Source organism: Bifidobacterium simiiventris, from assembly GCF_019331715.1.
GTDB lineage: Bacteria > Actinomycetota > Actinomycetes > Actinomycetales > Bifidobacteriaceae > Bifidobacterium > Bifidobacterium simiiventris.
Genome location: NZ_JAHBBG010000007.1, coordinates 66,158 through 80,350, shown reverse-complemented (window position 1 = coordinate 80,350; position 14,193 = coordinate 66,158). Strand labels below are relative to the sequence as shown.

Genomic DNA, 14,193 nt, shown 5'->3' with positions numbered 1-14,193 from the left:
CTACCGCCGCAGCCACTCGCGGATCCTGCTCCACAGCGTCTTCTTGTGGAGCAGGTTCATGCCTTCGCTGTCGGGCTTCACCGACGCGATGTCGTACGAATACGCCTTGCGCGAGCTGGGTTTGCCGACCAGCTCGCCGAATTCGAGCAGCTGCGTGCGCGGATGATGCGGGTGACGGATGTCGAACTCGAACAGCCGCGCCGCGCGCTTTTCCGGCGCCGGACCGTACGATCCGAACCCGCAGGTCGGCGTCGCGACCATCATCACACCCTCGGATTCACCGACGAATCCGTTGCGGTGGTCATGACCGGCGACGATGCCGAAATATCCGCCGTCACGCAGCAGCGCGAACTCGCCGCTGTCATAGTCCGGGCAGCTGACGCCCTCGCCCAGATAACTGCCTGGCTGCGTCTTGTCGTCGTCCAGCACGTAATACTGCGACTCGTATGCACGGTATCCCTGGATCGCGCCCGGCGCGTCCGGTTCGACGGCCTTGAGCAGATCGTAGTACTGCGGCACGGGCATGTGCTGGAACACCAACGACTTCGCACCCAGCGCCTCCGGCACCGAATACAGGAAGTCGAGCGTGCGTTTGGACGGCTTGCCATACCCGCCCTCCGGCGAGTAGTCGCCCGAATCCGCCACGACCAGCGCCAGCACGGCATGCGTACGGTCAGCGTCCATCACCGGCAACGCGAACGTGCCGGCCCCGCACGGATACACCTTCTGGTCGGGCATGCCCGAGATCGGCGCGGCGCACGGCGCGGGCATGTCGTAGACGCCTGCCGGGATCATGCCAACCTTCGCATCCGCCTTTGCCGGGCCGTTGCTTGCGGCAACGTTCGCATCCATATCGTCGTCATCGTTTGCGGCAACGTTCGCACCGCCATCCGCACCGTTGCGCTCCGCCGTGCCGACGCGACCCTCCCACTCATGCGGCACCACGTTCAGGCATCCCGGAAACTCGCGGTAGATCGCGTCCAGTTCCTCGTTGCTCAGCCCGCACTGGAAATCATGGTTGCCATACGTCACAGCGAACGGGATGCCACGGTCGACAAGCGGCTTGAGGAACGCCGCGATCTCGCCGCGCACCGCCATCATCGTCTCGTCCAGACGGTCGCCGTGGCCCGGTTTCGCAGGAGTCCAGTGCCGCTTGCGGAACGTGGCCGAGAACGCGGTGTCGTATCCGGCGATCTGGTTGCCGGTGAAGACCACGACATCCGGTCGCGCGGCGTCGAGCGCCGCGGCGATCAGCGCGATCGTGTCCTTGGAGACCTTCGGCCCGTCCTGGATGTCGGCAAGCTGCAGCACGCGGAATTTGCCCGAATTATGGAACTGCAAACGACCAAGCCACGCCGATACGGACAGCGGCCGCCGACCTTCGCCACCTTGCGCATGATTGTCAACTTGATTGAGTTCCGTCATGCCCTTAAGACTATCCCACTTCCTTGTAAATCGCTGAACGATGCGCGAACGAGGCAGGCGACCGGCACGCATCCCACACACGTCGCGGCCCGCTCGCGGAACCGGCACCGCGCTTCGCGTCGCGCCCGCCGCACGCTTAGCCGATTCTTACACGGCGGCTGGTATCGTGCTGTCAGACTGTTGATTTGACGTTTGCATTGATACTGACAGGATGTTCATGGGTTTCATCAATTTCATCATCGAGCTGCTCAAGGATCCGCGCGCGGCCATCGCCAGCTGGATCGCGATGGGCGTGGCCCCCACGCTCGGCTTCATCTTCCTCATCGTGTTCATCGAGACGGGCGTGGTGTTCTTCCCGTTCCTGCCCGGCGACTCGCTGCTGTTCGCGGCGGGCGTGTTCGCGGCTCCCGACGCGACCACCGGCCAGGTCGCGCTGCCACTGCATTACCTGCTGCCGGTCGTGTGGTGCGCGCCGATCATCGGCGACCAGTGCAACTACTTCATCGGCCATTTCTTCGGCCGTCGCATCATCGAATCCGGCAAGGTCAAGGCGATGACCCCGGAACGCATCGCCAAAACCGAGGCGATGATCGAGAAGTGGGGCCCGCTGGCGGTATTCCTCGGCCGATTCTTCCCGTTCATTCGTACGTTCATGCCATTCATCTCCGGCATCTCGGGCATGCGCTGGCGCCGGTTCACGCCGTTCTCGGTGCTCGGCGGCTTCATCTGGTCGTCGCTGTTCACGCTGCTCGGCTACTTCTTCGGCAACATTCCGGCCGTGCAGAAGCACTTCGAGCTGGTGATCGTGCTGATCCTGGCGGTCTCGCTGATCCCGACGATCGTCGGCCTGCTCAAGGCCAAGTTCGGCAAGAAGAAGCCGGCCGACGGCGCCGATGACGCGGCCGCCGATGCGACGGCGGCCCCCAAGCACGCCCGCTGACGGCAATCCCCGGGCATGCGCCCCGCTGACGGTTCGGTCGGCCGCCGGCACCCATCAGGCACGTTCGCTGATGTCTGGCCGCATCATCTCCCGGCCCGGTCGGCCAGCCCCTTTCCAAATGGCGGTTTTCGCTTGCTGAGCGCTCCCTCAGCGAACGAAAACCGCCATTTACCGTATCGGATGCCGCCCTATCCCGCCATAGCTCGGCCCGTGCGTCCGTTTTCCACCAGAACAACGCCGTATCTGGCGGAAAATGCCCCTTCAAGCGACCGGCAGCGTCCGCTTCCCGCCAGGAACCGTACCGATCTGGACGGAAACGCCCTCTAGGACGCCATCCTGCGTCCGTTTTCCACCAAGACCAATGAACCCTAGAGGGAAACACCCTCTGGAATGCCTCCGCACGTCCGTTTTCCGCCAGAACAACCCTGAGCAAACGCCAGCCCCCGCAAAGGGCGAACGCCCGCCGTCACCGCCGCAACACTCCCGAATCGTCCTTATTTATAACCTTATAAATAACGTGCTATACTAGGGGACGATTCAGTAATAACAACGCCGCCGCAGGCCAATCGGGAGAAGACACCGCACGTCGCACGCCCGCGCAGCCGACGGCACCGCAACGAAGCAGTCGAAAGGACATCACCCATGCGCTACGGTCATTTTGACGACGCCGCCCGCGAGTACGTGATCGAGACCCCCGCCACCCCTCTGCCGTGGATCAACTACCTCGGCAACGAGGACTTCTTCTCGCTGATCTCCAACACCGGCGGCGGCTACTCCTTCTACAAGGACGCCAAGCTGCGCCGCATCACCCGCTACCGCTACAACAACGTCCCGTTCGACAACGGCGCGCGCAACTACTACGTGAGCATCATGAGCAGCGACGCCCCAGACGCCAAGCCGCTGACCACCTTCTCCCCCACCTTCCTGCCCGTCAAGACCCCGCTTGACAGCTACAAGTGCCGCCACGGCATCGGCTACACCGTCTTCGAGGCCGCCAAGTCCGGCATCCGCACCGAGCTGACCGCGTTCGTCCCGCTGCACACCAACGCCGAGATCAACCGCCTCGACATCACCAACATCAACGGCGCCCCGAAGACCGTCGACGTGACCGGTCTGGTCGAATGGTGCCTGTGGAACGCCGTCGACGACTCCAGCAACTTCCAGCGCAACCTGTCCACCGGCGAGGTTGAGGTCGAGCGCCTCGAGGACGCCACGCTGCTCTATCACAAGACCGAGTTCAAGGAGCGCCGCAACCACTACGCGTTCTTCGGCGTGAACGCCCCGGTCGTCGGCTTCGACACGAGCCGCGACGAGTTCCTCGGCCAGTTCAACGGCTGGGACACCCCGCAGGTCATCGCCGAAGGCAAGGCCCACGACTCCGTGGCCCACGGCTGGTACCCGATCGCCGCGAACCGCGTGCGCGTCACCGTCGACCCGGGCGAGACGAAGTCCCTCGTCTTCATGCTCGGCTACATCGAGGTGCCGAACGATCAAAAGTGGGAGGACCCGAACGATCCGGCCAAGGTCGGCATCATCAACAAGAAGCCGGCGCATGAGCTGTTCTCGCGCTTCAACAGCGTCGCCGAGGTCGACAAGGCGCTCGCCGAACTCAAGGACTACTGGAACGGCCTGCTGAACATCTACAGCGTCGAATCCGGCGACGAGAAGCTCGATCGCATGGTCAACATCTGGCACCAGTACCAGTGCATGGTCACGTTCAACATGTCGCGCTCCGCGTCCTACTACGAGTCCGGCATGGGCCGCGGCATGGGCTTCCGCGACTCCAACCAGGATCTGCTCGGCTTCGTGCACCTCGTGCCGGAACGCGCCCGCGAGCGCATCATCGACATCGCCTCCACGCAGATGGAGGACGGCTCCGCATGGCACCAGTACCAGCCGCTCACCAAGAAGGGCAACGCCGACATCGGCGGCGGCTTCAACGACGATCCGCTGTGGCTCATCGCCGGCGTGAACGCGTACCTGGCCGAGACCGGCGACGCGTCGATCCTGACCGAGCCGGTGCCGTTCAACAACGTCGAAGGCTCCGAGGTCCCGCTGCTCGAGCACCTGCGCCGTTCCGCGAACTTCACGATGAGCCACCTCGGGCCCCACAAGCTGCCGCTCATCGGCCGCGCCGACTGGAACGACTGCCTGAACCTCAACTGCTTCTCGGCCACGCCGGGCGAGAGCTTCCAGACCGTGGAGAACAACGACACGGGCGTCGCCGAATCCGTGTTCATCGGCGGCATGTTCGTGCTGTACGGCGGCCAGTACGCGGACATCCTCGCCCACTACGGCGAGGCGAGCGGCATGAGCGCGGATGAGGTCGCCGCCGAGGTCGCGAACGTGCGCACCGCGATCGACGCGATGACCGAGGCCGTGAAGACCGCCGGCTGGGATGGCGAATGGTTCGTGCGTGCGTACGACGCGTACTCGCGTCCGGTCGGATCGCACACCGACACCGAAGGCCAGATCTACATCGAGCCGCAGGGCATGTGCGTGATGGCCGGCATCGGCCTGGACGACGGCAAGGCGCAGGCCGCGCTCAAGTCCGTCAAGGACCGTCTGACCTGCGAGTGGGGCACCGCGATCCTCGCGCCCGCGTACTCGACCTACCGCATCGAACTGGGCGAGATCTCGACCTATCCGCGCGGTTACAAGGAGAACGGCGGCATCTTCTGCCACAACAACCCGTGGGTGTCGATCGCCAACGCGCTCGCCGGCAACGACGAGGAGGCGTTCGCTGTCTACCGCCGCAACTGCCCGGCCTGGCTGGAGGACAAGTCCGACATCCGCAAGGTTGAGCCGTACGTCTACTGCCAGATGGTCGCCGGCCCCGAGGCCGCGATTCCGGGCGAGGGCAAGAACTCGTGGCTGACCGGCACCGCCGCGTGGACGTTCGTCGACGTGTCGCAGTACCTGCTCGGCGTGCGTCCGACGCTCGACGGTCTCGCGATCGAGCCGCACCTGCCGGCCGAGTACACCGACCTGACCGTCACCCGCGTGTACCGCGGCGTGACCTACCGCATCAAGCTGCAGCGCACCGGCGAGCGCACGCTCACGGTGAACGGCGCCACGGTCGAGGGCACCACGGTGCCGGTGCCGACCGACGGCTCGACCACCGTGGACGTCGTGGCCACGTTCTGATGATCGGCTGATACATTTCAGCCATACAGCATGTCATGCCGGCCGAGACGATAGCCGCCCGGCCGGCATGACATGCTGTCGCAATTCCTGGGGAAAGAAGGATTCATGCAATACATCGATCAGACCATCACCGGTATCGACGGCACCGAGGCCAAATTCGTCGGTTATGTGATCGACAACAGCGACGAGGTCGATCCGAAGCGCCAGCGTCCGGCTGTGCTCGTGATTCCGGGCGGCGGCTATGCGATGACCTCCGACCGCGAGGCCGAGCCGATCGCGCTCAAGTTCGTGGGCGCCGGCTACAACGCGTTCGTGCTGCGCTACTCGTGCATGCCGAGCGTGTATCCGACCGCGCTGTGCGAGGCGGCTGAGGCGATGCAACTGATCCGCTCGCACGCCGTCGAATGGCACACCGATCCCGATCGCGTGGCCGTGATCGGCTTCTCCGCGGGCGGCCATCTGGCCGCGAACCTCGCCACCACCGCCGGCGACGACGATCTGGCCGCGAACGGCTACGATCCGGATGCGGTGCGTCCGAACGCGCTCATGCTCGGCTACCCGGTCATCACGTCCGGCCCGCTCGCCCACCGCGGCAGCTTCGACGCGCTGCTCGGCCCGGACCGCAAGGACGATCAGACCTGGCTCGACAAGCTGTCGATCGAACAGCACATCAACGCGAAGACCCCGCCGGTGTTCGCATGGCATACCGTGCCGGACGACTGCGTACCGATGGAGAACACGCTCATGATGGTCTCCGCGTGCAAGGCCGCCGGCGTGCCGGTCGAGGCGCACCTGTTCCCCGAAGGCGGCCACGGCCTCGCGCTCGGCACCGAGGAGACCGCGTGGGGCGGCAAGGGCAACATCTTCCCCTGCATCCAGATCTGGCCCAAGCTCGCCATCGACTGGCTCGGCCGTCTCTTCGGCTGACCGATACCATACGGAACCCGGCCGCGGTCGTCGCGCATACATGACGACCGCGGCCGGGTTCCTATCAGCACTCCCGACTCAGTTACGATCGTTTCCAACATCGCCGATGATGCGCCTATGAACCATTCCGGTCGGGGTAGACTGAGAAATCGTTCGTGAATCCAAAGGAGATGACGATGACCGTTGCGGCTTGGGAACGGTTCCTGAACGACGAGGCGAGCTGGCCGGCGGCCTCGCGCACCACGGAGCACTCGATGGTGCGCGACACGACCGCGGGCACCACGTTCACCAAACGCAAGCGCATGAGTCCCGAGGAGCGCCATCTGCAGATCATGCAGGCCGCCACGAAGATCATCGCGTCCAAGGGCTTCTGGGGCATGTCGCTGCAGGATATCGCCGACGAGATCGGCATCACCGAGGCCGCGCTCTACCATTACATCGATTCAAAGAACGAGCTGCTCAACATGGTGCTCGCCGAAGGCTACGATACGCCGGAGGCCGACGAATACAACGCCACCACCTCGACCGTGACCGACTGCGACGGCCACCATTTCTACTGCTTCCCCCGCTACTGCGTCAACGTGGTGCTGTACAACCTGCAGCGTCCGGAAATGGTGCAGCTGTTCGCCATGCTCAACGGCGAGGCACTCAACCCCGCGCATCCGGCGCACCGGTTCTTCATCGGCCGCCACCTGCGCAACTGGGAGCAGGTCGGTTCGATGGACTGGATCCTGCCGGAAGGCTACGACGAGGAGCGGTTCTACCACGTCTACACGCTGGCGATGTCGGCGATGGACGGCCTGCAGTACCGTTGGCTCGCCGACCATTCCGTGAACCTGCTCGAGGAATGGCTGGCGTTCTCCGACGAGATCTTCCCCGATGCGACGTGGCATGGATTCCGCGATCCGAGCGAATACGATCCGGCCGGCGGGCAGTGCCTGATGCCGTTCACGCTGCAGGCGCGCGAAGACTGAGCGGAACATACGACGGCGACGAAAAGACCGCTGGGTATCATCGTGGATATCCAGCGGTCTTTTCGTTATGGAAGGATGCCGTACCGGCCGCGACAGGCAACGTGACTCGTCGATTCAGTCAGCCGGTCGATTCAGCCGGTCGATCGGTCAGTCGATTAGTCAACCGATCGGCCGGTCAGTCGGCCGTGGTCAGCTGCGCGTGCGCGACCTCGTCGACGAACGCGTAGTACGCGCCGATCAGTCCCGCGTAGCTCACGTTGCGGCACCGCTTGATCGGCGTGTTGAAATCCTTCCACGAGGGGATCGATTCGAGCGATTCGCGCACGAGCGGCAGGAAGATCGTCTCCTGGCAGATGGATCCGCCGAGCAGCACGCATTCGGGATCGAACGACACCACGATGTTGTAGATGCCGATGGCGATGTAGCGGATCCATTCGTCGACCAGTTCGCGGATGCCCGGCTCGTTGATACGCCGCATCAGGCTGGACGGCACGATGCTTTCCGCCTGGCCGCCGAACCGTTCGGCGTACCTGCGGCTCAGCGCGTCGGTCGAGGAGTACTCGTGCAGCGAGCGCGCGCCGCCGAGCTGGTAGTTGGTGACCATCATGCCGAGTTCGCCCGCACGCCAGTCGCGGCCGCGCCGCACGTGCCCGTCGAGAAACAGCGCACCACCGACGCCCGCATCGGTGACGGTGAAGACCACGAAATCGTTGAGTTTGCGCGCGTTGCCGGCGTGCTTCTCGGCGATGGCCGCGCAGTTCGCGTCGTTTTCGATCCAGATCGGCAGGTCGTTCCCGAGCCGGTGGCGCAGTTCGGCGCCGACGTCCTGCCGGTTCAGCGCGTTGATCGCACCGCCGAGGATGCAACGTTGGCGTTTGACGTCGATGAAGCCGGGCATGCTCAGCGAGACGCCGTCGATGTCGTCGCGCTGCTGCCTGACGACGTCCGCTATGTCGTCGAACAGGTCATCGGAACTTTCCGTCGGAGTCGCGAACGAGGACGGCACGTCCTGCAGACCGTTCGTCACCACGGCGTGACGGGTGAAACGACGCCCGATGTCGAACGTCAGCACCCGGCTGCTCTCCTTGCGCACCACCGTAACCTCCTTGTCGTTGCTTGCGCGGCCCGGTGCACACTACCAGTACGCCGTGTACGGGTCGCCGTCCGGCCGCGTGGCAGCCGGCGACCTGCGTCATAACAAGCCTCCGGCCGTGATATATGCATACATTATACGCCCGTTCACAGGCTTTATTTATAACTTTATAAATAAAGCCCAAGAATTTTCTGCTTACGTATCCGCATCACTGACGCGACCCGCATCACACGCCGCATCACATACCACCACGCACCGCGCAAACAGCAAGGTGCCCCTTGCGGAACATCATCCACAGGGGGCACCTGATCAAGGAAATCAAGGAGGAACGGCTGTTACTCTTCTCGGTCGGCATACTCCTTCTCCACGGCCTGACGCGCCGCGGCGAGCGCCTTGCTGTTGGTCATGTCGACCTCGTAGACCTTGTCGTAGCCGAGGTCGTTCACGGTCTTCTGCGTGGCGGCCCACTTCTTGTTGAATTCGGCGTCGCTGGCGGAGAACACGGCCTGCCAGCAGCCGTTGACGACCTCGGTCTGAATCTGGCCGCGGGTGGCGGAGATCACGGAATCCTCATCGGGAGCGGCGTAGGTGGCACCGGGGATGACGGCCAGCTGTTCGTTGTTCTCGAGGAACTCCATCGTGGTGCGGGCGCCGCCCATGTGCTCCTGCCAGTCCTTGTCGAGCGCGGTGTCGCGCTTGGCGAGCTCGGAATCCCACATCATATAGTTGTACGGGGCCCCGGTGGTCGGGTCGGTGTCCTTGTTGAGCACGGTGCTCACGTTGAGCTGGGACGCGCCGTCGGTGTAGGAGCCGCCGCCGTACTCGTCGGGCACGGTCACCGACTCGCCGGCCACGGCCTTCGCGCCGAAGTCGGTCAGGTACGGCTTGCCGTCCTTGACGTCCCACGTCAGGCCCTTGAGACCGGCCGCGCCATTGGTCTGTGAGCCGGACGCCTGGATGCCTTCGGGCGAGTACAGCCAATCGATGAACTTGACCAGACGCTCCTTGTTCTTGGCCTTGGCACCCACGGCAATGAACGTGGTGGTGCCGTTCGGCTGCGCGCCCTTGGAGGCGATCTTCATGTCGTCGATGTCGAGCATCATGAAGCCCTCGCCGGCCTTCTTGTGCGACTCGGTGTTGTACGCGGCCTGACCGAGCCACGGCCAGAAGGAGAACAGCACCTTGCCTTCCTTGTACTTGGAGTACATGGTGTCGTAGTTCTGCGTGGTGGATTCGGGGTCGACCAATCCCATCTGGTACGCCTTGTTGAAGAACTTCAGCGCGCGCACGTACTGGCCGTTCTCGTCGATGAGCGACTGGAAGTCGGAGCCGTCATAATTGGAGATCACGTAGCCGATGCCTTCGGCGTAGCCGTAGAACGCGGGGAACTGGAAACCGTTCTGCATGGCCTGACCGTCCCAGTCCTTGAACAGCGAGAGCGCGTAGATGTCGTTGTCGCCGGTGTCGGCGCGGGCCTGATCCTGCATCTGCTTGAGCACGGGCAGCAGGTCCTCGAGCGTGCCGACTTCGGGGTAGCCGATCTTCTGGTAGTAGTCCCAGCGCACGAACGGGCCGAACGTCGGTTCGACGCCTTCGCTGGACACGTTCGGCGAGAGCGACGACACCGAGGTCGGGATGCCCCATACGCCGGACTTCTGGTTGGCGGTCTTGGTGAGTTCGTCGATGGCGCCCTGATAGTTCTTGAGATATTCGGTGCCGTCGATGTAGTCGCTGATGTCGGCGACGAGCTTGGCCTTGACGACCTTTTCGGCCTGACCGTCGCTCGATCCCATGATGATGATGTCGCCGAGGTTGCCTGCCGCGGAGCGGGTGTCGAACAGCGTGGAGCCGCCGCCGGCCACGTTCGGCGCGACGATGTTCAGCTTGATGTTGAACTTGTCCTTGATGAGCTTCGCGAACCAGCCCTTCTGCTCGCCCTGATAGTTGGCCAACGCGTCGAAGACGTCGACGGTCATCAGCGATCCGTCGTCCTGCTCGGAGGCGGTCTTGTCGCCGCCGCACGCGGCCAGCGAGCACGACATGGCCAGAATGCCAGCCACCGCGATCAGTTTCCTGCCGATACGATTCATGGTTTCCTCGCTTTTCCTCTGGTGTCGACGCATCTGTGCGTCGCGTTCCCGCCGCACCTCTACTTTGTACAACGAGTTAACTTAATGATATGAGGATGGTTCCGTCGCGGGGAAATCATTTCGACGATTATCGAAACGAATGATGGACAGCGGTGACAGACACATCGAACGACTGCCGCACGGCCGTCGCGACCACCATCGCGACCGCCGTCAGCGCACCGTCCGCCGCATGATCGAACCGCGCCGCAGATACGATACCGGCAGCAGTTTGACGCCGCCGGAACCCGCGTCGCGGCGGCCATCGATCATGTCCATCAGCAGATCCACCGCATGCCGACAGATCGCATATGGCTGCAACGGAATCTCGTCAATCGGCGGATCGGATTCGCCGCCGTTGCCGAACGATCCCAGCTCAAGCATCGACACGTCGCGTGGCACAGCGAGCCCGCGTTCCTCGATCGCGCGTTTCAGCCGTGCCAGCGACGTATGGCCGCACTGTCCAAGGATGCCGGTGATCCGCGGATCTCGGGCGAACGCGCGGGCTGCGATGCCGCGCATCTCCTGCATGCCTCCGTCGCGCATCGGTAGTGCCTGAACATCGATGCCGGAACGCTTCGCCGCGTCGAGGATCGCGGCGCGCGTGCGGATCAGGAAGTTGACGCCCAGCTCGTATGCCGTCTCCTCACCGCCCACGAACAGCAGACGCCGATGTCCGGCCTTGGCCATGACATCGATGGCTTTACGCCCCATCTGCTCGAAATCAAGATCGATCGACATGATGTTCGGCGCGGTGCGCGCGCATCCGATCGATACCACCGGCACGCGCGAAAGACCAGCCACGGCGGCGCGCGCATCGTCCACAGTCACACCGAGCAGCAGCGCGCCGTCCACCGCACCGGAATCGGCGGCGCGCAGGAGCTCCTCGTCGGCGCATTCGCCGGTGAGCAGCAGCATGTTGCAGCCGTGTTGGCGCAGGCATTTGGCCACGCTGAACACGAACGGCGACCAGTTGCCGTACACGGTCGTCTCATCCAACGGCGAACTGACGGCGATGACATGTGTGCGCGTGGCGGCATCGGCCACGCCGGCGGCGAAACCGTCGCGGGAGATTGGTGGCCGGCCGGCCGACGAGCGGGATGCGGCCGGCACGTAGCCGACCTCACGGGCGGCGCGCATGACGCGCACCTTGGTGTCCGCTTTGACCGGCCGCTTGCCGCTGAGCACATACGACACCGTGCTCACCGCAACGCCCGCGCGCCGGGCCACGTCGACGATCGTCGCCATCCAAGCTCCTTCGCTCACCGTTCCACCGTTCTACTTGCGCACCATAGCAAGATGCCGCCGGAACCGAAAACGGGTGTCGTTTCGGGTTCCGGCGGCATTATCACGGCCGTCGTGCGCGGTTATCGTCCGCAGGTCATCAGTATCGTCCGCGGATCATCGGCCAGCGCGCGGATCAGCGCGCCACGATGACGACCTGGTACGGCTTGAGTTCGACCTGTTCGCCCAGCACATCGCCGTCGCCCAGCAGATCGGTCTGTCCTGCCAGTTCCGGCACGCTGGCCGTCTGCGGCTTGTCGGTCATGTTCAGCACGAACGTGAACGTGCGGCCGTCGTCGGAAACGCGCTGCGCGAACTCGACGCCGTCGGGCAGTTTGTGCGCGGTCAGGCCGGCCGCGGCGATGACCGGCTCGACGAACGCGTCCATGCCGGCCTCGTCAAGCGGCGTGCCGACGTAGTAGGTCTCGCCCTCGCCGGTCGCGTGCACGGTGATGGCCGGGGTGCCGGCGTAGAAGTCGTCGCCGCCGTAGACCGCGAGCGCACGCGCGCCTTCGAGGTGCATGATGCTGGCCACGATCTCACCGCTCGCCTCGGCGGACGCGGTGCGGCCCGTACAGTGGGCGCACGCGTCGGCGCGGCCCGCGCAGTCGGTGCCGCCGCAGAATTCGACCGGGATCGTCTTGCCGGGTTCGATCGCGTCGATTTCCTCGGCCCATACGCCGGCAAGCGCGCGGAACGGCCCCGGGTAGCCGCCGGGGATCACGAGATCGTGCTCGTCGTGGATGCCGCTCATGTAGCCGGTGACGAACCGTCCGCCGCCGCGAACGTACGCATCGACCGCTTCGGCGACGCCCGGCTTGACCATGATGAGCGCGGGCGCGACGACGATCGCGTACTGCGCGAGCTTGTCGGCCGGCGTCGTGCTTTCGATGATGTCGACGGCGATGCCGCGCTTGTTGAACGCGCGGTAGAAGCGGTGCACCTCCTCCGGGTACGCGAAGCCGGCGGTCGGGCCGACGCAGCCTTCGAGCGACCAGTAGCTCTCCCAGTCGAACATGACGGCCACGCGGGCCTTCACGTCCGAACCCATGATCTGCGGCGCGACCTTGGCCAGGTCGGCGCCGAGCGCCTTGACCGAGCGGAACACGCGCGACTCCTCGGTGCCGTCGTGCGCGATCACGGCGCCGTGGAACCGTTCGCATCCGCCGAGCGACTGGCGCATCTGGAAGAACTGCACGGTGTCCGCGCCGTGCGCCACGGCCTGCCAGCTCAACGCGGCGACCTCGCCCGGCTTCTTGACCTTGCAGAATGGGAACCAGTTCTGCTGGTTCGGCGTCTGTTCCATGAGCATGAACGGCTTGCCGCCGCCCACGGCGCGCATCAGGTCGTGGTTCATGGCCACGCGGCTGGCCGGCATGCCCATGCCCGGGTAGTTGTCCCAGCTGACCACGTCCATCTCACGGCCCCACGCGAAGTAGTCGAGGTCCTTGAACGGACCCATGAGGTTCGTGGTGATCGGCGTGGTCGCATCGTACTTGCGCACCGCATCGCGCTCGTTCACGTAGCAGCCGAGCTGCGATTCGCTCTGGAAACGGCGGTAGTCCATCATGAGTCCGGAGATCACGCACTTCTTGAGATCCCAGTCGGAACCGATGCCGTCGCCCAATTCGACCGGCGGCACGATGGCGTCCCAGTCGAGGATCGTGTGGCTCCAGAAATTCGCGCACCACGCGTGGTTGAGCGCATCGAGCGTACCGTACTTGGCCTTGAGCCACTCACGGAACGCGGCCGCGCACGCCTCGCAATAGCACAGGCCGCCGCCACCGCCGTACTCGTTGCAGATGTGCCAGGCAACCAGACCCGGCGTGCCGGCGTAGCGCTCGGCGAGCTTGCCGGCGAGCGCGGCCGACAGTTCGCGGTAGACGGCCGAGTTCGGGCAGAAGTTATGACGACCGCCGAACACGCGGCGCTGGCTGTTGAACGTGGTGCGGATCGTCTCGGGATGCTTGCGCACGAGCCATGCGGGCAGTGCCGCGGTGGCGGTGGCGAACACGATGCGGAAACCGTGCTTGACGAGCAGGCCGACGATTTTGTCGAGCTTGCCGAAATCGTACGTTTCCTCGTCGGCCTGGAGCAGCGCCCACGAGAACACGTTGATCGTGGCCTCGTTGATGTGCGCGTGCTCGAGCATCTCGATGTCGTGCTCCCACGTGTCTTCCGGCCACTGTTCGGGGTTCCAGTCGCCGCCGAACAGGAAGCTGTCGAATAAGGGCTTCGTCATGATTGGTTCCGTTCCTTTCCTTACGCCGCCGGCAG

The 14,193-nt window shown here is 64.4% G+C and carries 9 protein-coding genes; 4 read left to right on the top strand and 5 right to left on the bottom strand.

Annotated features, from left to right (window positions below; genetic code table 11):
* Positions 1–1,425 (bottom strand): metallophosphoesterase, encoded by a 1,425-nt coding sequence (locus KIH76_RS07890; RefSeq protein WP_219070174.1) that lies wholly within the window; start codon positions 1,423–1,425, stop codon positions 1–3.
* 217 nt (positions 1,426–1,642) lie between these two features.
* Here KIH76_RS07890 and KIH76_RS07885 point away from each other — a divergent pair, with 217 nt between their 5' ends.
* From KIH76_RS07885 to KIH76_RS07870, 4 genes are all read left to right on the top strand, one after another.
* Positions 1,643–2,365: a DedA family protein gene (locus KIH76_RS07885; protein ID WP_214374123.1), complete on the top strand. Its 723-nt coding sequence runs from the start codon at positions 1,643–1,645 to the stop codon at positions 2,363–2,365.
* A gap of 642 nt (positions 2,366–3,007) precedes the next feature.
* On the top strand, positions 3,008–5,512 hold the full coding sequence (locus KIH76_RS07880; protein WP_219070173.1) for a glycoside hydrolase family 94 protein: 2,505 nt from the start codon (positions 3,008–3,010) through the stop codon (positions 5,510–5,512).
* A gap of 105 nt (positions 5,513–5,617) precedes the next feature.
* The gene (locus tag KIH76_RS07875; RefSeq protein ID WP_219070170.1) at positions 5,618–6,439 is read left to right on the top strand and encodes an alpha/beta hydrolase; all 822 of its coding nucleotides are present in this window, start codon (positions 5,618–5,620) and stop codon (positions 6,437–6,439) included.
* A gap of 176 nt (positions 6,440–6,615) precedes the next feature.
* Entirely contained in the window at positions 6,616–7,413 is a 798-nt protein-coding gene (locus KIH76_RS07870) for a TetR/AcrR family transcriptional regulator (RefSeq protein WP_219070168.1), read from the top strand.
* Between the two features lie 175 nt (positions 7,414–7,588).
* Here KIH76_RS07870 and KIH76_RS07865 read toward each other — a convergent pair whose 3' ends face one another.
* The 4 genes from KIH76_RS07865 to KIH76_RS07850 form a co-directional block, all read right to left on the bottom strand.
* The gene (locus KIH76_RS07865; RefSeq protein WP_338023626.1) at positions 7,589–8,509 is read right to left on the bottom strand and encodes an ROK family protein; all 921 of its coding nucleotides are present in this window, start codon (positions 8,507–8,509) and stop codon (positions 7,589–7,591) included.
* 332 nt (positions 8,510–8,841) lie between these two features.
* A complete protein-coding gene (locus tag KIH76_RS07860; protein ID WP_219070166.1) occupies positions 8,842–10,596 on the bottom strand; it encodes a type 2 periplasmic-binding domain-containing protein in 1,755 nt (584 codons plus the stop codon).
* Positions 10,597–10,806: 210 nt separating this feature from the next.
* Positions 10,807–11,880 carry a LacI family DNA-binding transcriptional regulator gene (locus tag KIH76_RS07855; protein WP_219070164.1) on the bottom strand — a complete coding sequence of 358 codons (1,074 nt, stop codon included), beginning with the start codon at positions 11,878–11,880 and terminating at the stop codon, positions 10,807–10,809.
* Positions 11,881–12,052: 172 nt separating this feature from the next.
* Complete coding sequence (locus tag KIH76_RS07850; protein WP_219070162.1) at positions 12,053–14,158, bottom strand: beta-galactosidase; 2,106 nt, start codon at positions 14,156–14,158, stop codon at positions 12,053–12,055.
* Between the last annotated feature and the right edge of the window lie 35 nt (positions 14,159–14,193).

Bases quoted from the DNA above. Each gene is read 5' to 3' on its own strand.
- KIH76_RS07890 (WP_219070174.1), bottom strand. From the start codon at position 1,425: ATGACGGAACTCAATCAAGTTGACAATCATGCGCAAGGTGGCGAAGGT.
- KIH76_RS07885 (WP_214374123.1), top strand. From the start codon at position 1,643: ATGGGTTTCATCAATTTCATCATCGAGCTGCTCAAGGATCCGCGCGCG.
- KIH76_RS07880 (WP_219070173.1), top strand. From the start codon at position 3,008: ATGCGCTACGGTCATTTTGACGACGCCGCCCGCGAGTACGTGATCGAG.
- KIH76_RS07875 (WP_219070170.1), top strand. From the start codon at position 5,618: ATGCAATACATCGATCAGACCATCACCGGTATCGACGGCACCGAGGCC.
- KIH76_RS07870 (WP_219070168.1), top strand. From the start codon at position 6,616: ATGACCGTTGCGGCTTGGGAACGGTTCCTGAACGACGAGGCGAGCTGG.
- KIH76_RS07860 (WP_219070166.1), bottom strand. From the start codon at position 10,596: ATGAATCGTATCGGCAGGAAACTGATCGCGGTGGCTGGCATTCTGGCC.
- KIH76_RS07855 (WP_219070164.1), bottom strand. From the start codon at position 11,880: ATGGCGACGATCGTCGACGTGGCCCGGCGCGCGGGCGTTGCGGTGAGC.
- KIH76_RS07850 (WP_219070162.1), bottom strand. From the start codon at position 14,158: ATGACGAAGCCCTTATTCGACAGCTTCCTGTTCGGCGGCGACTGGAAC.